Source organism: Nocardioides dubius (assembly GCF_039528155.1).
GTDB classification, from domain to species: domain Bacteria; phylum Actinomycetota; class Actinomycetes; order Propionibacteriales; family Nocardioidaceae; genus Nocardioides; species Nocardioides dubius.
This window is the reverse complement of record NZ_BAAALG010000013.1, coordinates 89282-109686: the sequence shown is the minus strand read 5'-3', so window position 1 is coordinate 109686 and position 20405 is coordinate 89282. Positions and strand designations below refer to the sequence as shown.

Genomic DNA, 20405 nt, shown 5'->3' with positions numbered 1-20405 from the left:
TGGCGAGCACCTCGACCACTCCCCGGGGGGTGGTGAGGGTGAAGCGGAGCACGTCGGCGGTGTCATCGGCGTCGGCGGTGTCGGCTGGCCAGGAGAGCTCTCCCTGCCCGAGCGCCCACCCGCGACGCAGCGTCAGCAGCTCGCGGTAGAGCTCGAGCGTCGAGCCCGCGACGCCCTGCTGCTGGTCGACCGCGAGCTCCGCATAGACCTTGGGCTGCGGCAGCCAGGTGCTAGCGCTCGGGCCGAAGCCGCACCCCGGGCTGGCGCCCTCCCAGGGGATCGGCACCCGGCAGCCGTCGCGGCCCAGCTCGCGGCCGCCGGTGCGGGCGAAGGTCGGATCCTGCCTGGCCTCGTCGGGCAGCTCGGTGGCGTCGGGGAGCCCCAACTCCTCGCCCTGGTAGAGATAGGCCGAGCCCGGCAGTGCCAGCATCACCATGGTCGCGGCCCGCGCGCGACGCACCCCCAGCAGCCGGTCCGGTTGCGGATCGCCGGCGCCGATCCCGGGCGCCGAGACCGGGCCGGGGCGCTGCGGGAAGCCGAGCCGGGTGGCATGGCGGACGACGTCATGGTTGGAGAGGACCCAGGTCGTCGGCGCGCCGACCGATGCGGTGGCGGCCAGCGAGGCGGTGATCGCCGCGCGCTGGTCGGGCGCCAGCCACGGGGTCATCAGGTAGTCGAAGTTGAAGGTCTGGTGCAGCTCGTCGGCCCGCACGTAGCGCGCGAGCCGCTCGGCCGGCGTCACCCAGGCCTCGCCGACCAGCACCCGGTCGCCGTCGTACTCCTCGATCACGTTGCGCCACCGTCGGTAGACGTCGTGCACCTCGTCCCGGTCCCACATCGGCATCAGGTCCGTGCGCGAGAGGTGGCGGTCCAGGCTGTGGTCCTCGTCGGGCAGCCCCGCCTCCTTCACCAGGCCGTGCGCGACGTCGATCCGGAAGCCGTCGACACCGCGGTCCAGCCAGAACCGGATCACCGACTCCATCTCGTCGCCCACCTCGGGGTTCGACCAGTCGAAGTCCGGCTGGCTGACGTCGAAGAGGTGCAGGTACCACTGCCCTGGCGTCCCGTCGGGCTCGATCACCCGCTCCCAGGCTGGCCCCCCGAAGAGGCTCTGCCAGTTGTTCGGGGGCTCGTCACCGTTCTCGCCCCGCCCGTCGCGGAAGAGATAACGGGCCCGCTCCCGGCTGCCGGGCGGGCTCGCCAGCGCCGCCTGGAACCAGGCGTGCTCGGACGACGAGTGGTTGGGCACCAGGTCGACGATCACCCGCAGGCCGAGCCGATGCGCCTTGTGCAGCAAGGCATCCGCATCGGCGAGCGCGCCGAAGAGCGGGTCGACGTCGCGATAGTCGGCGACGTCGTACCCGGCATCGTTCTGCGGCGAGGTGTAGAACGGCGAGATCCACACCGCGTCGACGCCGAGTGCCGCGAGGTGATCGAGTCGCGCGGTGATCCCGGGCAGGTCGCCGACGCCGTCGCCGTCCGCATCGGCCCAGCTGCGTGGATAGATCTGGTAGATGACCGCATCGCACCACCAGCTCGTGGCGACGTCCGAGTTAGCTCCGCTCACCCCGCCACTGTGCCACGCCCGAACCTGCGCGTGTAGTGCCCGAACTTGCGCGTACCACGCGCGAACTTGCGCTCATGGCGCCCCGAAACTGCGACAAGCGCAAACTCGGTGGGAACAAGTGCAAGTTCGGTGGGAACAAGCGCAAACTCGGCGGGAACAAGTGCAAGTTCGGCGGGAACAAGCGCAGGCTCGGGTTAGGCGGGGTTGACGACCAGGGTCTGCTCGCGGCCCGGACCGACGCCGACGCCCCAGAACTTGGCGCCGCTCATCTCCTCGAGCGCCTTCACGTAGACCTGCGCGTTCTTCGGCAGCTCCTCGAACGTGCGGCAACCCGAGATGTCGGTCTTCCAGCCCTCGAAGTACTCGTAGACCGGCTTCGCGCGCTCGAACTCGGGCTGCGTCATCGGCATCTCCTCGTGCCGGACGCCGTCGATCTCGTAGGCCACGCAGACCGGGATCTGCTCCCACGAGTCGAGCACGTCGAGCTTGGTGAGGAAGAACTCGGTGAGGCCGTTGACCCGGCTGGCGTAGCGGGCGATCACCGCGTCGTACCAGCCACAGCGGCGGGTACGGCCGGTCGAGACGCCGATCTCGCCGCCGATCCGCTGCAGAGCCTCGCCGTCGGCGTCGAAGAGCTCAGTCGGGAACGGACCCGAGCCGACCCGCGTGGTGTACGCCTTGATCACGCCGATCACCCGGTCGATCCGGGTCGGGCCGACGCCCGCGCCGGTGCAGACGCCGCCGGCGATCGGGCTGGACGAGGTGACGAACGGGTAGGTGCCGTGGTCGACGTCGAGCAGGGTCGCCTGCGCTCCCTCGAAGAGCACCGTCTTGCCGGCGTCGAGCGCCTTGTTCAGCAACAGCGAGGTGTCGGCCACCATCGGGCGCAGCCGCTCGACGTACTGGGTGAGCTCCTCGACCACCGCGTCGACCTCGATCGCGCGCCGGTTGTAGACCTTGGTGAGGATGTGGTTGCGGATGTCGAGGGCGGCCTCGACCTTGGCGCGCAGCACCTCCTCGTCGAAGAGGTCGGCGACCCGGATGCCCACGCGGTTGACCTTGTCGGCGTAGGCCGGGCCGATGCCACGACCGGTGGTGCCGATCTGGTTCTTGCCCAGGAACCGCTCACTCACCTTGTCGATGGTGGTGTGGTAGCTGGCGATCACGTGCGCGTTGGAGCTGACCACGAGGTCCGCGACCTCGACACCGCGCTCGATCAGGCCGTCGAGCTCACGGAAGAGCGCCTCGGGCGAGACCACGACGCCGTTGGCGATCACGCTGGTCGCGCCCGGCGTCAGGATGCCGCTGGGCAGCAGGTGGGTGGCGTACTTCTGGCCGTTCACCACGATGGTGTGGCCGGCGTTGTGCCCGCCGCTCGTGCGTACCACGTAGTCGATCGAGCTGGACGTGGCGAGCAGGTCGGTCGCCTTGCCCTTGCCTTCATCGCCCCACTGGGCGCCGAGCACAACGATTGCGGGCATCTGGGTGTCACCCCTCAAAAACAGGAACAGCCCCGGTGCAATGCACAGGGGCTCTTGCGCCCAAACGCTACCACCTCGCAGCACCGTCGCCAGATTCCTCGCCGCCATGGCAGGCTCGCCCCATGTCCCGACTCCTGGTGATCACCAACCCGAGCGCCGGTGGCGACGAGGCCGCACTGAACACGGCACTGGACGTGCTGCGTGCCGGTGCCGACGTCGAGGTCGCCGAGACCTCCAGCCCCGATGAGCTCGACGACGTGCTGGCCACCCGCGACGGCCGCACCGTGGTGGTGGCCGGCGGCGACGGCAGCCTGCATGCGGTGGTCGCGGCGCTGCATCGGTGCGGCGACCTCGCCGAGAGCGTGGTCGGCCTGGTGCCGCTGGGCACCGGCAACGACTTCGCCCGCGGCACCGGCGTTCCGCTGGAGCCCGACGAGGCGGCCCGGGCCGTCCTCGACGGCACCCCGCAGCCCACCGACATCCTCGTCGCCGACGACGGCGAGGTGGTGGTCAACCACGTGCACATGGGCATCTCCGCGGACGCCGGCCGCAAGGGTGCCGACGTCAAGTCCGTGCTCGGCAAGTTCGGCCTGGGCAAGCTCGGCTATCCGATCGGAGCGCTGCGCGCCGCGCTGCGCCCGCAGGTCACCCGGGTCCGGGTCGAGGTCGACGGCCGCGAGGTCAATCCCGCCCAGCGCGCGGTGCTGATGGTCTCGGTGGGGATCGGGCCCGACGTCGGCGGCGGCACCACGCTGACCCCCGACGCGCGCCCGGACGACGGCCGTGCCGACGTGATGGTCTCGCGGGCGATCGGGGTGTGGGCACGGATCGGCTACGCGGTCCGCCTCGGCCGGGGCGAGCACACCGAGCGGGCCGACGTGCTCACGGTCCGCGGCCGAAGCATCGCCCTGCGCGGCGAGGAGTTCTTCACCAGCGCGGACGGCGAGCTGGGCGGCCCGTACCGCGAGCGCACCTGGACCGTCATGCCGGCCGCCTACCGCCTGCTCCGCCGCCCGAGCGATCGTCCCTAACGTTCTGGTTGCCGCACCGGCGCGTCGACGACCAGAACGTTAGGGACGATCAGGGGTAGGACGGTCAGGGGTAGGGACGATCAGGGGTAAAGCGGGCCGCAGCGGTAGCGTTGGCCCGCAGACAGCGACGAGGGAAGAGGACGCAGCACCCCATGGCACGAGGCAACCGCGACGGCAAGCAGCAGGCTCCCACCGACTGGGTGACCCGTGCCGCCGATGAGGCGATCCGGCACGCCGGTGGCACCGAGGCCGTTGCGGCCGGCGCCCAGGTGACCTGCGCCTCCGGCGCCTCGCCCTCGGGCCCGGTCCACCTGGGCAACCTGCGCGAGTTCCTGACCGTGCACTTCGTCGCCGACGAGCTGCGCCGCCGCGGCGTCAACGTGCGCCACCTGCACTCGTGGGACGACTACGACCGGTTCCGCAAGGTCCCGGCCGGCGTGCCCGCCGAGTGGGCCGAGCACATCGGCCGTCCGCTCTCCGCCGTCCCCGACCCGTGGGGCTGCCACGACTCGTGGGCCACCCACTTCAAGGCTCCGCTGCAGGCCGCCCTCGCCGAGCTCGGCGTGGAGATGGTCGAGGTCTCGCAGACCGAGCAGTACCGCGCCGGCACCTACCGCGAGCAGGTGCTGCACGCCGTCAAGCATCGCCGCGAGCTCGACGCCGTCCTGGAGAAGTACCGGACCAAGAAGGGCGACGACGCCGACGAGCAGGCCGAGGCCAAGCCCGAGGACCTCGCCAAGTTCCCCTACAAGCCGTACTGCCGCGGCTGCGGACGCGACACCGTCGACATCACCTCCTACGACGACGCCACCACCGATCTGGCCTACACCTGCCGTGAGTGCGGCGAGTCCCACGTGACCAACGTGGCGACCCAGGACGAGGGCAAGCTGGTCTGGAAGATCGACTGGCCGATGCGCTGGGCCTTCGAGGGCGTCGACTTCGAGCCGGGCGGCGCCGACCACGCCACCCCGGGCTCCTCCTACACCGTGGGCAAGGAGGTGGCACCGCACTTCGGCGCGGCAGCTCCGTCCTTCGTGGCCTACGGATTCGTCGGCTTCGCCGGCATGCAGAAGATGTCCTCCTCGGCCGGCGGCGTGCCCACCGCGACCGATGCCCTGCGGGTGCTGGAGCCGTCGATCCTGCGCTGGCTCTACGTGCGCCGCGCCCCGAAGCAGACGTTCGACATCGACTTCGGTCCCGAGGTGGTGCGGCTCTACGACGAGTGGGACGCACTCGCCAAGAAGGCCGCCGACCCGGCCAAGCGCGACGTCGCCGTGCTCGCCTACGAGCGGGCCGCCGCCACCGCCGTCGCGCCGCTTCCGGCCAGCCCGGTCCAGGTCCCGTTCCGCACGCTCTCCTCGGTCGCCGACGTCACCGCCGGTTCGGCCGAGCTGATCTCGGACGTGATCACCCACGTCGGCTTCCCGCACGACTCGGTGGCCGACCTCGAGCCGCGACTCTCCAAGGCGATGCAGTGGACCGTCGAGTTCGTGCCCGCCGAGGAGCGCACCACCGTCCGCGAGGCGGCCGACACCGCGCGGCTGGCTGCCCTGTCGGAGCAGGAGCGGCAGTGGCTCGAGCTGCTGCTGAGCAGCCTGCCCGAGGAGCTGACCCAGGAGTCAGCGACCACCGTCGTCTACGGCGTCCCCAAGGTGGCCCGCGGGTTCAGCCTGGAGGAGAAGCCCAACGACGAGGTGAAGGCGGACCAGAAGGCGTTCTTCCAGCTGCTCTACAACCTGCTCGTCGACGCCGACCGCGGGCCGCGCCTGCCCACCCTGGTGGTCGCGCTCGGCACCGAGAAGCTGCGCGCCCTGCTCAGCGCCTGACGGCGCCGCCGGGCGTCGACCGACGACGCCCGCCCGGCCGGCTAGTTGCCGGCCGGCACCGTCCCGCCCCACAGCGGCGGCAGGCCGAGGTCGAGGTTCGGCCGTTGCAGGCCGCCGTCCACCTCGAGGATCTTGCCGGTGATGAAGGCGCCCGCCGCGGAGGCCAGGTAGAGCACCGCGGCGGCGATCTCCTCGGGTTCGCCGAGCCGGCCCAGCTCGGCCTCGTCCTCCATCTGCGAGCGCATCGCAGCGTCACCGGCGACGAACTCCAGCGCGCTGGTCAGCACCGAGCCCACCGCGATCCCGTTCACCCGGATCCGGGGCGAGAGGTCGGTGGCGGCGAGTCGGGTCCAGTGCGCGAGGGCAGCCTTGGCGGTGCCGTAGGCGAGATAGCCGCGGGCGGCTGTGCGCCCCATCATCGAGGTGATCGAGACGATCGCCTTCTGCCGGGACAGGTCGTCGGCGTCGCTCAGCATCAGCGGCACCGCGGCCGCACTGAGCGCGTGCGCCGTGCTCACGTTGAACCGGAAGGCGTCCTCCAGGTACTCCACGTCGGTGTCGAGGAACGCGTTGGGGATGGTGCCGCCGACGTTGTTCACCACCACGTCGAGGTGCCCGAACTCCGCGTGTGCCCGCTCTGCGAGCCCGGCCACCGCGGCGAGGTCGGAGAGGTCGGCGGGCACCACCAGCGCACGTCGTCCGGCTGCCTCGATCCGGGACGCGACCTCCTTCAGCTGCGCTGCGGTGCGTGCCGAGATCACCACGTCGGCGCCTGCCTCGGCGAGCGCCACCGCGGTCGCTGCGCCCAGGCCGCGGCCGGCGCCGGTGACGACGGCGACGTGGTCGGTGAGCAGGAAGCGGTCCAGGATGCTCACGAGACCAGGCCCCGGCCGGTCACCGACATCAGGTCGAGGGCGGTGACGATGCCGGCGGGTGCCGCCACCACGTGCGGCACCGAGTTCACCAGGCGCTGAGCGGTGGTGATCATCCCCGAGTCGTTGTGGTCGCCGTTCTCGCCGTGGTGGGTGAAGTCGAGGAGCATGTGCGGCTCGCCGGTGATCTCGACCCGGTAGCAACCGCCGCCGGTCGGGGGCTGCGGCCACTCGGGAACCTGGTCCTCCGCGGTGCGGGTGACGTGGTCGAGCACGATCTTGTCGACGCCGTCCACGCGGCCGATCACCTGGAACCGGACCGCGCCCATGGTCCCGGCCGGAATCTCCACCGAGACGGTGGAGGTGTCCACCTCTGCCGGACGACGGTCGACCACCTCGGTCAGCGGCTCGTCGAGGGTTACCCCGAGCCCGGCCGCGATCTGCCGCACCACCGAGCCCCATGCCAGCGACAGCACGCCGGGCTGCCAGAGCATCGGCGTCTCCTCCAGCGGCTTGCCGAAGCCGAAGAGCTCGCGCATCACCACCGGCTGGTAGTAGGTGGAGTAGTCGGCGATCTCGCTGACCCGGATCTCGTCGATGCGCTGGGAGAGCGAGGTCATCACCAGCGGCAGCACGTCGTTGGCGAAGCCGGGGTCGATGCCGTTGACGTGCAGCGAGGCGCCGCCGTCCGCGCAGGCCTTCTCGACCTGGCGCAGCGCGTCCTCCCAGAGCACGCCGTAGGGGTACTGCAGGAGCACGGGTCCGCTGGAGATCACGTTGATGCCGGCCGCCACGAAGGCCTTCAGGTCGTCGATCGCCTCGAACATCCGGTCGTCGGTCATCGCCGTGTGCACGATCGCGTCAGGGCGCAGCGCGATCAGCGCGTCACGGTCATTGGTGGCGGTGACGCCGAGGTCGCGGCCGAGCCCGGCCAGCGCGCCGGCGTCCTGGCCCACCTTCTCCGGGTTGGAGACCCACAGGCCGACGAGCTCCAGCTCGGGATGGCGGTCGATGCCGGCGATGACGTGCCGCCCGACAGTGCCGGTGGACCAGCCGACGACACGCAGCGGTGTGGACTCGGGGCGCGAGGAGAGAAGACTCATGGCCTGACGGTAGAACAGGTTCTACTTGGGCGGAACCCTTTCCTCCGGATCGCGCCGCGGCTCAGACGGTCGCCAGCGGCGCGCTGCCCTCCAGCTGGGGCGGGCAGTAGACGCCGCCCACGGCGTAGATGGTCGGCATGCAGCGGTTGCAGTGCAGGCATGCTCCGCCGGCGACCTCGCGCGCAGCCAGGCGATTCACGATCGCCGGCTCGTGCACGAGGGCACGCGCCATGGCGACGTACTCGAACCCGTCGGCCATCGCCTGCTCCATCGTCTCGCGGCGGTTGATCCCACCGAGCAGCATCAAGGGCATCGAGAGGCCCTCGCGGAAGCGCAGTGCCTTCTCGCGGAAGTAGGCCTCCTCGAACGGATAGGACTTGAGGAAGCCCTTGCCCACCGCACGCATGCCCCACTTGACGGCGAACGGCATGTTCGCCGCGAACTCCTTGACCGGCGCTCCCCCACGGAACAGGTACATCGGGTTCATCAGCGAGCTGCCGCCGGAGAGCTGGAGGGCGTCGAGGTTGCCGTCGGCTTCGAGCATCTGCGCAAAGACCAGCGCCTCCTCGGTGTCGAAGCCTCCGCGGTAGCCGTCCGACAGGCTGGTCTTGGCAGTGACGGCGACGGCGTCGCCCACCTCGTCGCGCACCGCGCGCGCGACCTGACGCGCCAACCGGGCGCGGTTCTCCAGGCTGCCGCCCCAGCGGTCCTTGCGCCGGTTGAGCTGCGGCGCGAGGAACGAGGAGATCAGGTAGTTGTGGGCCATGTGCAGCTCGAGCACGTCGAAGCCGCACTCCACGAGGGTCCGCGCCGCTTCCACGTAGGCCTTGGTGACCCGGCTCAGGTCGGCCTCGGTGGCGCTGCGGATCATCTGCATCGACAGCGGGCTGGGCATCGCACTGGCGGCGATCGCCGGCGCCCCGTTGGAGCGGCCATTGGCGACCGGTCCGGCGTGGCCCACCTGGGCCGCGACCTTCGCGCCGGTGGCATGGACCGCCTCCGTGAGCCGGGTCAGGCCCTCGCGGGTGCCCGGCCCGACGACGAGCTGCTCGGCATGGGTGCGCCCCTCCGGCGCGACAGCGCAGTAGGCGAGCGTGGTCAGGCCGACGCCGCCCTCACCGAGGGTGCGATGCAGGTCGATCAGCTCGGGCGAGACCACGCCGTACGGGGTGCGCCCCTCGAAGGTGGCGGCCTTGACGATCCGGTTGCGCAGCTGGACCGGCCCCAGGGAGGCGGGTGCGAAGACGTCGGGAGTCACGGCAGAACTGTAACGTGTTCCAGTTTGGCAGGAGGTGCCTTGTGTAGCGCCATCCTGCGGAGCACTCTGGAAGTGGTGACTTTCCTCACCGCCCGTCGGAGGCGATCCACATGACCCACAACACCTTGGAGCGCAGCACCCAGCAGACCCATGAGGTGCTGACCGAGCGGCTCGAGAGCGCGGCCCACGCCCAACCGAGCCACGAGCGGCCGCGCGACCGCTTCCCGGCCATCGACACCTTCCTGGCCAGCACCTCGCGGCACGTCGCCGCCGCCACCGATCTCCTGCCCCGCGCCGCTCAGCACCAGCACACCTCAGCAGAGACGGTGCACGAGCTGCGCGAGGCGGGACACCACCTCGAGATCGCCCTGGCCCGGACCAAGGCGAAGCTCTACGGCGAGGCGCACGCCGTCCGGCTGACCTGGCCGGCGGTGTGGCGCGAGGTCGACGAGCGCTTCGCCGCCTACTGGGCGAGCGAGGAGGCGTTGGTCGCCCAGCTGACCGCGACCCTCGACGACGATCAGGCCGACGAGCTCGCGATGGCGCTCTACCGCGCCGAGCTCCGCGCCCCGACCCGGCCGCACCCCTACGTGCCGCACCGCGGCCTACCCGGCCGGGTGGCGCGTCGGATCTGCGTCCGGGTCGACCGCTTCTGGGACACCACCGAGGGCCGAATGGTGCCCGAGCCGGTCCGTCCGCACGACCGCGACGCCGACGGGCCGCTCACCCAGTACCTGCTGGCCGATCCGCACTTCCCCGAGCCGCAGGACTGACGCCACGAGCGCCGTCTCGGGTGCCATCTTCTGCGCCCTCGGCGGCCATTTCTGCGCCCTCGGGAGAGCAGAAGCCCCTCCCCGCCCGGAGGCGAGGAGGGGCAACCAGCTCACGAGCCGCGCACGCGCGCGGCCGGGGTGACTCACTTGGCGACGGCCGCCGCCAGCATCTCGACGAGCGCCGGCATGCCCTGCTCCCAGGTGAAGCTGAGTGCCGTGGGCGGGGAGACCGCGCTGACGTTCACGTTGCCGACGACCTGGGCCACCCGGCCCGCACCGATCGCCGGGACGGCGGTGAACTTCTTGTCCGTCAGCATGGCGTCCGCGGACTCCTGGGAGTCGTGGTAGGTCACCGCCACGTCCGCAGCGATCTCGTCGGCCTTCTCGAAGCTCATGTCGAAGTAGAAGCCGCCGTCGCTGGTGTCCAGCTTCGCCACGCTCGGGTCGACCTCGAAGCCGAGCTTGGTCAGGATGCCCACCCGCGGGTCGAGACCGGTGTAGACGGAGATGGCGCTCTCACCGGGCCAGAGGCCGGCGATGGTCTTGCCGGCGAACTCGGGGTGGTCGGCGGCCGCCGCGGCCAGCGACTCGTCGATCTCGGCGAGCACCTTCTCACCGCCCGCGCTGCGGCCGAGCGCCTGCGCGGTCAGGGTGATCGTGTCGTCCCACGACGTCGTCCACGGGGCGTCCGGGAAGGCGACCACGGGGGCGATGTCGCTGAGCGTCTTGTACTGCTCCTCGGTCAGGCCCGAGTACGGCGCGACGATCAGGTCCGGGTCGGCGGCGATGAACTCGTCGTAGACGATCGTCGCGCCACCCTCGGCGTCGGAGAGCACCGCAGGGTGCTCGACGCCGGCCTCGTCGTAGGCCTCCTCGACCCACGGCAGGAGGTTCCCGGCGCCGACCGTCCAGACCTGCTCGGCGACGGCGACCGGGTAGACCCCGACCGAGATCGCGGCCTCGGTGGAGCCCCAACCCCAGGTGGCGACCCGCTTGGGCTCCTCCTTGATGGTGGTCGTGCCGTAGGCGTTCTCCATGGTGATCGGGAACTGGTCGGTGGCCTCCGCCTTGGTGGCGCCCTCCGACTTCTCGTCGCCGTTGTCGGTGCCACAGGCCGCCAGGGTGGCCACGGACAGCACGCCGGCCATCAACAGGGCGGCGCGGCGCAGAACGGGGTTGGTGTGCACGGAACTCTCCTCGCAGATTAGTTAGGCAAGGATAACCTAATCGCGGGCTCGAGTGCCATGACGCCCGATCGGCACCACCAGCGGGCCGCCGCTGACCGGGTCGGGGATCACCTGGGCGTCCAGTCCGAACGCTCGCTGCACCGACTCCACGGTGAGCACCTCACTCGGCGCCCCCTCGGCGACGATCGCACCATCGCGCATCACCACGAGGTGATCGGCGTAGCGCGCCGCGTGGTTGAGCTCGTGGAGCACCATCACCACCGTGGTCCCGGCCTCGGCATTGAGGTCGACCAGAAGGTCCAGCAGCTCCAGCTGATGCGTCACGTCGAGGTAGGTGGTCGGCTCGTCGAGCAGCACCGCCCGGGTCTGCTGCGCCAGCACCATCGCGATCCAGACCCGCTGGCGCTGGCCACCGGAGAGCTCCTCCAAGCGCCGCTCGGCCAGCTCGGCGGTGCCGGTGGCGGCCAAGGAGCGCATCACCACCTCGTCGTCGTCACTGGTGTGCCGACCGAACCAGCCCTGGTGCGGGAAGCGGCCGCGCGCGACCAGCTCCGCCACCCGGACGCCGTCCGGGGCGATCGAGCTCTGCGGCAGCACCCCGATCAGCCGCGCCAGCTCCCTGCGGGAGAGCGAGCGGGCGTCGACGCCGTCGACGGTGACCCGGCCCCCGTCGAGCGGATGCAACCGGGCGATCCCCCGCAGCAGCGTGGACTTGCCGCAGGCATTGGGACCGACGATCGCGGTCACCTTGCCGGCCGGGATGACCAGGTCCAGGCCCTCGATCACCTGACGCCCGCGGTAGCCGAGGCTGACGCCCTCGGCCCTGATCGCCGTGCTCATGAGGACACCTTTCGCTCGCTGCGGGCCAACAGCCACAGCAGGTACGGCGCGCCGATCAGACCGGTGACGATCCCGAGCGGAGCGGTGAAGTTGGGCAGTCCGTACTGCCCGAGGACGTCGGCAGCGATGGTCAGCGCCGCGCCGAAGGCGGCCGAGGGCAACAACGCCGGGCCGCCGTCGTCGACGAGGCGGCGCGCGATCGCGGGCGCGACCAGGGCGACGAAGGCGATCGGCCCGGTGACCGCGGTGGCCAGCGCGACCAGGCCGACGCCGATCAGCAGTGCCAGTCCACGGGAGCGACTCGCGCCGATGCCCAGCCCGGCAGCGTGGTCGTCGCCGAGGGCGAGGATCCGCTGCTCGCGGCCGACCAGCAGGGCAAGGCACCCCAGCACCAGGACGCCGATCACCAACAGGCCCAGCGACTCGCCCCGGACGTCGGAGACGTTGCCGATCGTCCAGCGCAGCAGCTGACCGGCCTCACGGACCTCCGCCTCGGAGAGCCACCAGGAGATCAGCGAGGCGCAGACATAGGAGAGGCCGACGCCGACCAGCACGAACCGCACGCCGTGCAGTCCGTTGCGCCACGCCAACGCCCAGATCGCGAAGGCGATCACGAGTGCGCCGGCGAAGGCCGCTGCGGAGACCACGGCACCCGCAGCCCCGAACCCGAGGATCGCGGTGATCGCGCCCAGCGAGGCACCGCCGGAGATCCCGAGGATGTCCGGGCTCGCCAGGTTGTTGCGCAATGTGGACTGGAAGAGCGCACCCGCCAGGCCGAAGGCGGCGCCGGCGACGATCGCCGCCAGGCCGCGCGGCAGCCGCAGGTCGCGGACCACCAGCAGGTCGAGCCGGTCACCCGAGCCGAAGAGCGCCGGCAGCGAGCGGTCGATCGGCACCCCGGCCACGCCGAGACCCATCGAGAGCAGCAGCAGCGCGAAGCAGAGCGCGACGCTGAGCACCACCACGGCGCTCGCCCGCGCCCGCTGACGACGCCGCTGGCGACCCACGATGCCGGGGTCGAAGGAGGTCGTGCTCACAGGCCCACCACCCGTCGTCCGCGCGCCACGGCGATCAGCACCGGGGCGCCGAGGATCGCGACCACCACACCGGCCTCGAGCTCGTCCGGCTGGCGGACCAGGCGACCGAGCACGTCCGCTGCCAGCAACAGGAAGGCGCCCAGCAGCGCGGCGAGCGGGGTCAGCCAACGATGGTCGGGGCCGACCAGGCGCCGTGCCGCATGCGGCACGGCCAGACCGAGCAGGGCGATCGGGCCGGCGAACGCGGTCGCGGTCGCGGCCAGCGCGACGATGGCGATCCCGGTCACCGCACGCGTGGTGCCGACGCTCTGCCCCAGCGCCGAGGCGACGTCGTCACCCAGTGCCAGGGCGTTGAGCCGGTGCGCGACGAAGGCGGCGAGCACGAACCCGAAGGCCAGGAACGGCCAGAGCGTCGCCACCACCTCGAGGTCGCGGCCGTTCAGCGCGCCCACCGACCAGTGCCGCAGTCGATCGAAGGCGGTGACGTCGCGGTAGAGCAGCAACGTCGTCAGCGGCGCCATGAAGGCGGTCAGCGTGGCACCGGCCAGTGCCAGCTGGACGGGTCGGCCATGACCGATCGCGAAGACGATCACCACCGCGATCGCGGCTCCCGCGAAGGCGAACCAGATGAAGCCCATCGGGGAGGTGACGCTGAAGTAGACGGCCGCCACCACGATGCCGAGCGAGGCACCGGCGTTGAGGCCGAGCAGGCCGGGGTCGGCGATCGGGTTGCGGGTGACACCTTGGGCCAGCGCTCCGGCGACGCCGAGTGCGGCACCGGCCAGCAGGCCGATCACGGTGCGCGGCACCCGCTGGCCCCGGATCACGTCGTGGTCGACATTGCCGGCCACCGGATCGGTCAGGGCACGCCAGGTCTCGGAGAACGCGACCCCGCGCACGCCCAGCGCGAGGCTCAGCACCACGGCGGCGAGCACCGCCAGCAGCGCGACGAGGAGAAGGGCAGCTCGCGCGCGCCGACCCTTCGCTAAGGTAAGCATTGCCTAAGTGTCACACAGCGCGCGGCGACACACGTTGTCACCGTCATGACGTCATGCGCTCCGAGCGCCCGGCCCCACGCGTCGCGCCGGAGGGCCGCAGGCGGCTCAGCCAGCCCGGATGGCTCAGGCGGCAGCGACGTGCGCCGCGGAGACCTTCCGCTCCAGCAGCCAGATCTGCTCGGAGCCGCACCAGCAGGTGAACGCCAGGCCGGACTCGCCGTCCTGCGTTGCAGCGCCGGTGATCTGGCTCGGGAAGATCAGCTGACGGCGATCACAGGCGGAGCAGTGGTGGACGAACATCGGGGACCTCCCTCGAACAGAACGGTTCTTGACTCTTCAATGATCCACCAGCCCTACTGATAGGGGTAGGCTTTCTTTCCTTGGCCAGCCATAGGAGATGCCTATGCTTTCCCTGCATCAGCTGCGCTGCTTCCTCGCCACCGTCGAGCACGGCTCGCTGACGGCGGCAGCCGACGCCCTCGGCTACTCGCAACCCAGCATCTCCGAGCAGATCCGCGGACTCGAGCGCACCCTCGGCGTCCGCCTCTTCGTGCGCGTGGGCCGCGGCGTGGTGCTGACCGAGGCCGGCGTCGCCCTGCAGCCGTACGCCGAGAAGACGCTCGCCGCTGCGCGCGACACCCAGGACGCGATGCAACGGGTCCGCTCACTGGAGACCGGAACCATCAGGTTCGGCATCTTCGGCGCGGTGCGCTGGTACGCCGGCGCCGCGCTGATCGCCGACGTCCTGGAGCGCCATCCCGGGGTGCGCGTGGAGCTGATCGGCACCAACTCCACCGAGGTGCTCGACCAGCTGCGTCGCGGGCACCTGGAGGCCGCCCTGATCGCCGTCCCCCAGGTCACCAGCGAGGGCCTGGTGGTCCGGCCGGTCGCGCGCTCCGAGCTCGTCTACATCAGCGCCGACCCCGAGCGGCTGCGCCGGCCGGTCACCCCGAAGGCGATCGCCGCCGCGCCACTGGTGATGCCCGACTCGACGTTCCGCAACGAGGACTCCACCCGGATGCTGGTGCGCAGGATGCTGCACGAGGCCGGCCTGAACCCCTCGACCCGGATCGAGGTCGAGGACGTCGAGACCGCCGTCGAGCTGGTCGGGATGGGCCTGGCCGACTCGATCACCCACCGCGCCATCGCCGAGCAGCTGCTGCCCCGGCTCGCCCCGCAGGCCGGCTTCGTCTCGCTGCGTCCGCGACTCTTCGACCCGCTCGCGATCGTGCACCGCGCCGGCGCCTCGCTCTCCCCCGCGGCCGCGTTGATGATCGAGCTCGCCACCCGCCGGATCCGTTCCCTCACCGATCCGGTCGACGCCTGAGGCGCCTGCCGTAATGTCGTGCGCGAACGTCCCCCAACCACTGGAGCATCCATGTCGCACGACCACGATCACGACCACGACCACGAGGGCACCGAGGACCTCACCATCAGCGTGGCCGCCCAGGCCATCGCCGACGAGAGCGCCCAGCACCAGGCAGTCGTGTCCAACGACCAGCCCGGCATCCACATCTCCCTGATCGAGATGCCCGACACCGACGCCGACGCCGACGAGTGGGACCTCGACACCGAGGCCGACCTGGGCCTGAAGATCATGCTCGGCGGCCTCGACCCGGAGATGGCGATCCAGCTGCTCCAGGTCGCGATCGACTTCCTCGGCGACGCCGAGCCCGAGGAGGGCTGAGCCTGCGGCTCAGCCTGTCGACGGCTCAGCCCGTCACCGGCTCACCCTGTCGAGAAATGTGAAAGCCCCGCAGGCGTCTCGGGTCACCTGCGGGGCAACACCGACACTACCCGGGCACCCGCAGCAAAGCACGGACTGTGTCCGAAATTCCGCGACTGGTCCAGACCAGTGCGGCAAATCCGCGGTTGCTTGTCCGGTTCGCTAGGGTGTCCGACGGAGTCGGCCGCGCCCCTGAGTGCCGACTCCAGGCCCTCGCTCGCACCCCACATGGTGAGCGAGGGCCGCCAGGGCGCAAGCAAGCACCGCTCGCGGGTCCTCCCGCCGGTGCGCAGAACAGTGGAAACGAGGATGGTGCAATGGTCGAGGCGGTGGCCACGCGCTATCCCACCCCCCAGGTCCTGCGCGCGGTGAACGTCACCGCCAAGGCGGCCCTCCTGCTGATGCTCGGCACCGCCGTCATCTATCCCGAGATCGGGAACATGGAGGACAAGGCGGCCGGCCTGCGCGCCGTCGGCTACCCCATGCTCGCCTTCACGGTTCCGGCCATCTGGTACGCGTTCTGGCGCGAGCGGGCCTCGTTCCCCTGGCTGGCCGACACTCTGATCACGCTGACCTGCTTCACCGACATCCTCGGCAACCGGATGGATCTCTACGACACCATCTACTGGTTCGACGACTGGATGCACTTCATCAACCTGGGCATCCTCGCCGCTGCGTTCATCCTGCTGACGATGGCGCCCACCACGCAGTTCTGGCCGGTCCTCGAACGCGGCCTGGCCGTCGGCGGAACCGCCGCGATCCTGTGGGAGATCGCCGAGTACTACGCCTTCATCGCGACCTCCTCCGAGCGCCGCGGTGCCTACCGCGACACCCTGGGCGACCTCGGCCTCGGCATGCTCGGCGTGCTGCTCGCCGTGGTGATCATCCACAGCTGCTGGCGCCAGGGATACCTGCGCCACGTGTCGCCCCAGCTCGACAACCCAATGTGACCTCAGCGTCGCCTTTTGCCGCGAAACCGAGCGCTGAGGTCACATTGAGCGGCGTCAGTCGGCGAGGTGCTCGGCCAGGAAGGCGAGCATGTCGGCGTTGATCACCCGGTCCTCGGGAGTCCGGCCGCCGAAGCCGCCGTGCAGTCCGGCCTCCATCACCCGCAGCTCGACCGGGACGCCGGCGTCGAGCAGCTTGCGGTGCATGCGCACCGTGTTGGAGAGGTAGAGATCCCGGGTGCCGCTCTGCAGGAAGGTGGGCGGGAAGCCGGTCACGTCGCCGAAGAGCGGGGACAGGTAGGGGTGGGTCAGGTCCTGGCCGTCGGCGTACAGCTCGTTGACGGCGGCCAGCAGGCCGAGCTGGTCGATGCCGAGCAGGGTGGCGAACGTGTCGCCGGACTCGGTGAGGTCGAGCTCGGGGGTCATCAGGATCAGCGCGGCGGGCAGCGGCAGCCCGTCGTCCTTGGCGCGCAGCATCAGCGCAGCGGCGAGGTTGCCGCCGGCCGACGCCCCGCTGACGGCGATCCGGCTCGGGTCGCGCTCGGCGAGTGCCCGGCGGTAGACGGCGAGGCAGTCGTCGAGCGCCACCGGGAACCGGTGGTGGGGCGGCATCCGGTAGTCCGGCACCCAGGTGATCGCCTGGCGCTCGGCCGCGCGCGCCGCCGTGATCTTCCAGGACAGCTCGCCACCGCACAGGATCAGGCCACCGCCGTGCAGCTCGACCACGACCGGGGCGTCGTCGGGGACCCCGACCGGATGCAGCACGTGCGTGGTGACGCCGTCGATCTCGAACTCCGTGCGACGCATGACGTCGTCGGAGAGCTGGTAGCCGCCGAGCATCTTGGTCAACGGCCCGTCGCTGGCCTCGACCCACCGCTCCCAGCCGGCGATGTCGTCGAGGGCCGGGTGCGGCTGCAACGCGAAGCCACCCGAGACGGCCAGCACCGCCTGCGCCTCGGCGCTGATGCTGGACGGCGGCGGGAACTGCGGACGGGGCTCGGGCAAGACGACTCCTTGGACACAGGCCAACATTGACGCGCTCAACGTAGCCATCGGCTGTGCGCGCCGTCACAGCCGCTCCCACTCAGTCGGCGCCCGCCTGCCTCAACGGAACAGGCCGTCCGCGAGAGCGGCAGCCAACTCCAGCCGCCGCGCCCGGGGCAGCCTCTCCTCGACGGGAAGCGCCTCGTCGCCGCTGGGCCGAAGCTCGCCCGCCAGCTCTTCCAGCGCCCTCGAAGTCCGAGGCCAGCGCGCCCGCAGCTCAGCAGCCCGCGCCGCCCCCACCACTTGCATGGCATCCATTCCCAGTAGCGCAGCGGCGGCGAGTGTCAGGTCGTAGTCGTAGTCGGCCATCACCTCAGGGTGCTGTTCATAGAGCCGGTCGAGCATGCCCTCGTGATTGCGATACCAGAGCATCACCAGAGCGAGGTCGACAGCGTCCTTGTACTGGCCATACGCCGAGCGATCGAGCCAGGCCGCCAGCTTGATCGCGGCGTAGCCGGGAACCGTAGGAATCCGCAGGTGCAGCGATCCCCCAAGGGGGAGGCTCCGTGATTCCTGGTAGACCTCGGCGAAGGCCCAGACGCTCAACGCCTCCTTGCGCTCGGGAGGGGTGACCAACCCCGCCGGCTCCTCGACCTCCCCGAACGGCAGCAGGTCGACCGGAAGACCTGCGACCCGGTACTGGATGCCATTGGCACCGGGTGCGCCGCAGGCTTGGGTGACCTCACGGTGGTCGTCCCATGAGCGGAGCGCGAGTCCAAGATCCACGTCGAAGCTGCTGCGGGTGCCGAATGCATGACCCAAGCCCACATGGAGGACGTCGCGACACTGGGCGCCGACCAGCATCACCGCATCGAGGTCCAGTCCCGGCACCTTGGCTGCAAGCTCGGCCACGACTCGCCGGATGGCATCCAGTACCGGGGACGTCGGGTCAGGCAGGGTCAACATGACGCTCCCGCACGACACGAGCGACGTCATGCAGGCGCGGATCGGCCGCACCGCGCAGGTCGGCGTAGACGAGCGGCCACGGCGCCGCGGGGATCCCTTGGACCTCGGGCAGCCCCGCCCCGGGCTCACTCCAGAACGCCTCGCGCAGCGTGACGTTGTTGGGACCGTCAGTACGCCACCTGTTCACCGCAGCAAGGCGCGGTTGAAGCGCCGGCACGTAGAGCAGGAGGCTGATCGGCCTCACCAGGTCGGCGACGGCTGCCTCGCCGCTACAGAACATCGGGTCGTTCGCGCTGACCTTCTGCACCTCCAACGAGCGCGCATGGAACCGGCCCAGGGTCAGCTTCGCACCGATGCTGGCGATCCACGCAGCAGACCATCGGTCCAGCAACTCAGCCTGCCGCGAACCGCGGTCCAGGCCGGCTTCACGCAGCATCAACCGTCCCTGGTGAGCGGTGCCCATCGAGACGCCGGCAGCATCAGCGATCTCCTGGTTCGTGGCCTCCCACAGCTGCGGCCAGGCGAGCAGAACGAAGGCCACTCTGCTCCGACGACCGCTGAAGGGGTTCTGGCCGGTGGGTCGTCGCCCCCGCTCACGGGGTCGTCGCCCCCTCACGTCGACGAAGACATCGCCGAAGTGGAGGTGGGCGTTGCCTGACGAGTCGAGGTACTCCACGCCCAAATCGCGGAGCTCCTCAGATTGGGCCTGTGTGGCATGCCGGATCAGGTGAAGGACAGGTTCGTGCCCCGCGCTCGTCTGGCTCCGCTGCCACGTCGCGGTCTCGACAGGGCGACTCTGGCGAAGCAGGTAGACCGCCCGCGAGCCAGCACGCCGTAACTCGACCCGGGGCTCCGGACCTCCGCCCTCAACCGGCGCGACCGAGATGCCCCACTCGCTGAGAAGGCCGGTTGCGGCATCCACCATCGACGACATGCCACCCATCGTCGTTCAATATTTCCCCGTTCTCAACTTTCTTGAAAATCGTTGCAAGTTGAACGTCCGCTGCCCGGGCCGGAAACTGCGGGCGTTCCCCGAGACTCCCGACCAAACCGTGCCCGCGCCGGCTCCGAATGACTCAGGACAGAGGAGAGGGCCGAGCCCCCATGCCTCGATCCCCTCCACATCGCCATCGATCGAAGGGAAAGCACCATGAACACGCGCCACACCGCGAAGCTCGGGCTCGCCGGCCTGGTCACCGCCGCCGTCGCCGGCACGACCCTGGCAGCCCCGGCGCACGCGCAGGAGTCGTCCGCGGAGCCGGGCACCCGCAGCCTCGCCAAGGTGCTCGGAGCCGACCGCGGCTTCGACCGGAACTGGCACGACTACGACATCCTCGAGAAGGCCGTCCTGACCGTCCTCAAGGCCAAGCCGAGCAGCCCCGTCTCCGTGCTGGCCAAGGGCAACCAGCGCGTCACCGCGTTCCTGCCCACCGACGCCGCGTTCCGCGCGCTGGTCAAGGACCTGACCGGCACGCAGCGCAAGACCGAGCGCGGCACCTTCCGCGCGCTGGCCAGGATCGCCGACGTTGACACCGTCGAGTCGGTCCTGCTCTACCACGTGATCGTGGGCAAGACCCTGGGCGCCAAGAAGATCGTCAAGCGGGACGGCAAGGCGATCAAGACCGCGCTCGGCGCCACCATCACCGTGAAGGTCAAGGGCAAGAAGGTGATCCTGGTCGACCAGGACCGCAACGACCGCAACCCGCGGGTCGTCATGGTCAACATCAACCAGGGGAACAAGCAGATCGCGCACGGCATCGACCGCGTGCTGCGACCCATCGACCTCTGATCAGAGATCAGAGATCAGAG

Annotated in this window: 20 protein-coding genes; 7 read left to right on the top strand and 13 right to left on the bottom strand. The window is 70.6% G+C overall.

The genetic code is table 11. From position 1 onward, the window contains the following. Both ABD151_RS17665 and ABD151_RS17660 read right to left on the bottom strand, forming a co-directional pair. A partial coding sequence (locus ABD151_RS17665) for a glycoside hydrolase family 13 protein (RefSeq protein WP_343996125.1) occupies window positions 1-1567 on the bottom strand: 1567 nt, incomplete at its 3' end. Between the two features lie 194 nt (window positions 1568-1761). Next, window positions 1762-3048, bottom strand: a complete 1287-nt coding sequence (locus ABD151_RS17660) for an adenylosuccinate synthase (RefSeq protein ID WP_343996124.1) — start codon at window positions 3046-3048, stop codon at window positions 1762-1764. A gap of 122 nt (window positions 3049-3170) precedes the next feature. Here ABD151_RS17660 and ABD151_RS17655 point away from each other — a divergent pair, with 122 nt between their 5' ends. Together ABD151_RS17655 and lysS are read left to right on the top strand one after the other, a co-directional pair. Continuing rightward, entirely contained in the window at window positions 3171-4079 is a 909-nt protein-coding gene (locus ABD151_RS17655) for a diacylglycerol/lipid kinase family protein (protein ID WP_343996123.1), read from the top strand. A 152-nt stretch (window positions 4080-4231) separates the two neighbouring features. After that, complete coding sequence (gene lysS, locus ABD151_RS17650) at window positions 4232-5905, top strand: lysine--tRNA ligase (protein ID WP_343996122.1); 1674 nt, start codon at window positions 4232-4234, stop codon at window positions 5903-5905. A 41-nt stretch (window positions 5906-5946) separates the two neighbouring features. Here the strand turns inward: lysS and ABD151_RS17645 are convergent, their stop codons facing one another. The 3 genes from ABD151_RS17645 to ABD151_RS17635 form a co-directional block, all read right to left on the bottom strand. Beyond that, complete coding sequence (locus ABD151_RS17645; protein WP_343996121.1) at window positions 5947-6780, bottom strand: SDR family oxidoreductase; 834 nt, start codon at window positions 6778-6780, stop codon at window positions 5947-5949. Further along, window positions 6777-7880 carry an NAD(P)H-dependent amine dehydrogenase family protein gene (locus tag ABD151_RS17640; protein WP_343996119.1) on the bottom strand — a complete coding sequence of 368 codons (1104 nt, stop codon included), beginning with the start codon at window positions 7878-7880 and terminating at the stop codon, window positions 6777-6779. Before ABD151_RS17640 ends, ABD151_RS17645 begins: the two co-directional genes overlap by 4 nt. 61 nt (window positions 7881-7941) lie before the next feature. Next, complete coding sequence (locus ABD151_RS17635; RefSeq protein ID WP_343996118.1) at window positions 7942-9138, bottom strand: oxidoreductase; 1197 nt, start codon at window positions 9136-9138, stop codon at window positions 7942-7944. 110 nt (window positions 9139-9248) lie between these two features. On the opposite strand from ABD151_RS17635, the gene ABD151_RS17630 reads away from it, so the two are divergent. Next, entirely contained in the window at window positions 9249-9911 is a 663-nt protein-coding gene (locus tag ABD151_RS17630) for a hypothetical protein (protein WP_343996117.1), read from the top strand. Window positions 9912-10054: 143 nt separating this feature from the next. On the opposite strand, the gene ABD151_RS17625 is transcribed toward ABD151_RS17630, so the two are convergent. The 5 genes from ABD151_RS17625 to ABD151_RS17605 form a co-directional block, all read right to left on the bottom strand. After that, on the bottom strand, window positions 10055-11098 hold the full coding sequence (locus tag ABD151_RS17625) for an ABC transporter substrate-binding protein (protein WP_343996115.1): 1044 nt from the start codon (window positions 11096-11098) through the stop codon (window positions 10055-10057). A gap of 36 nt (window positions 11099-11134) precedes the next feature. Continuing rightward, on the bottom strand, window positions 11135-11938 hold the full coding sequence (locus tag ABD151_RS17620; RefSeq protein WP_343996114.1) for an ABC transporter ATP-binding protein: 804 nt from the start codon (window positions 11936-11938) through the stop codon (window positions 11135-11137). After that, window positions 11935-12975, bottom strand: a complete 1041-nt coding sequence (locus tag ABD151_RS17615; protein WP_343996113.1) for a FecCD family ABC transporter permease — start codon at window positions 12973-12975, stop codon at window positions 11935-11937. Before ABD151_RS17615 ends, ABD151_RS17620 begins: the two co-directional genes overlap by 4 nt. Beyond that, window positions 12972-13973 carry a FecCD family ABC transporter permease gene (locus ABD151_RS17610; RefSeq protein ID WP_343996111.1) on the bottom strand — a complete coding sequence of 334 codons (1002 nt, stop codon included), beginning with the start codon at window positions 13971-13973 and terminating at the stop codon, window positions 12972-12974. Before ABD151_RS17610 ends, ABD151_RS17615 begins: the two co-directional genes overlap by 4 nt. A 123-nt stretch (window positions 13974-14096) precedes the next feature. After that, the gene (locus ABD151_RS17605) at window positions 14097-14273 is read right to left on the bottom strand and encodes a hypothetical protein (RefSeq protein ID WP_343996110.1); all 177 of its coding nucleotides are present in this window, start codon (window positions 14271-14273) and stop codon (window positions 14097-14099) included. Between the two features lie 103 nt (window positions 14274-14376). Between ABD151_RS17605 and ABD151_RS17600 the strand changes: the two genes are divergently transcribed. The 3 genes from ABD151_RS17600 to ABD151_RS17590 all read left to right on the top strand — a co-directional run bounded on the left by ABD151_RS17600 (window position 14377) and on the right by ABD151_RS17590 (window position 16649). Continuing rightward, window positions 14377-15300 (top strand): LysR family transcriptional regulator, encoded by a 924-nt coding sequence (locus ABD151_RS17600; RefSeq protein ID WP_343996108.1) that lies wholly within the window; start codon window positions 14377-14379, stop codon window positions 15298-15300. Window positions 15301-15351: 51 nt separating this feature from the next. Continuing rightward, window positions 15352-15660 carry a hypothetical protein gene (locus ABD151_RS17595; protein WP_343996107.1) on the top strand — a complete coding sequence of 103 codons (309 nt, stop codon included), beginning with the start codon at window positions 15352-15354 and terminating at the stop codon, window positions 15658-15660. Between the two features lie 356 nt (window positions 15661-16016). Continuing rightward, complete coding sequence (locus ABD151_RS17590) at window positions 16017-16649, top strand: hypothetical protein (RefSeq protein WP_343996106.1); 633 nt, start codon at window positions 16017-16019, stop codon at window positions 16647-16649. 54 nt (window positions 16650-16703) lie between these two features. Here the strand turns inward: ABD151_RS17590 and ABD151_RS17585 are convergent, their stop codons facing one another. From ABD151_RS17585 to ABD151_RS17575, 3 genes are all read right to left on the bottom strand, one after another. Beyond that, window positions 16704-17651, bottom strand: a complete 948-nt coding sequence (locus tag ABD151_RS17585; RefSeq protein ID WP_343996105.1) for an alpha/beta hydrolase — start codon at window positions 17649-17651, stop codon at window positions 16704-16706. 99 nt (window positions 17652-17750) lie between these two features. Then, the gene (locus ABD151_RS17580; RefSeq protein ID WP_343996104.1) at window positions 17751-18542 is read right to left on the bottom strand and encodes a hypothetical protein; all 792 of its coding nucleotides are present in this window, start codon (window positions 18540-18542) and stop codon (window positions 17751-17753) included. 37 nt (window positions 18543-18579) lie between these two features. Beyond that, window positions 18580-19530: a type IV toxin-antitoxin system AbiEi family antitoxin gene (locus ABD151_RS17575; RefSeq protein WP_343996103.1), complete on the bottom strand. Its 951-nt coding sequence runs from the start codon at window positions 19528-19530 to the stop codon at window positions 18580-18582. 216 nt (window positions 19531-19746) lie between these two features. On the opposite strand from ABD151_RS17575, the gene ABD151_RS17570 reads away from it, so the two are divergent. Continuing rightward, window positions 19747-20385: a fasciclin domain-containing protein gene (locus ABD151_RS17570; RefSeq protein ID WP_343996102.1), complete on the top strand. Its 639-nt coding sequence runs from the start codon at window positions 19747-19749 to the stop codon at window positions 20383-20385. The last annotated feature ends 20 nt before the right edge of the window (window positions 20386-20405 follow it).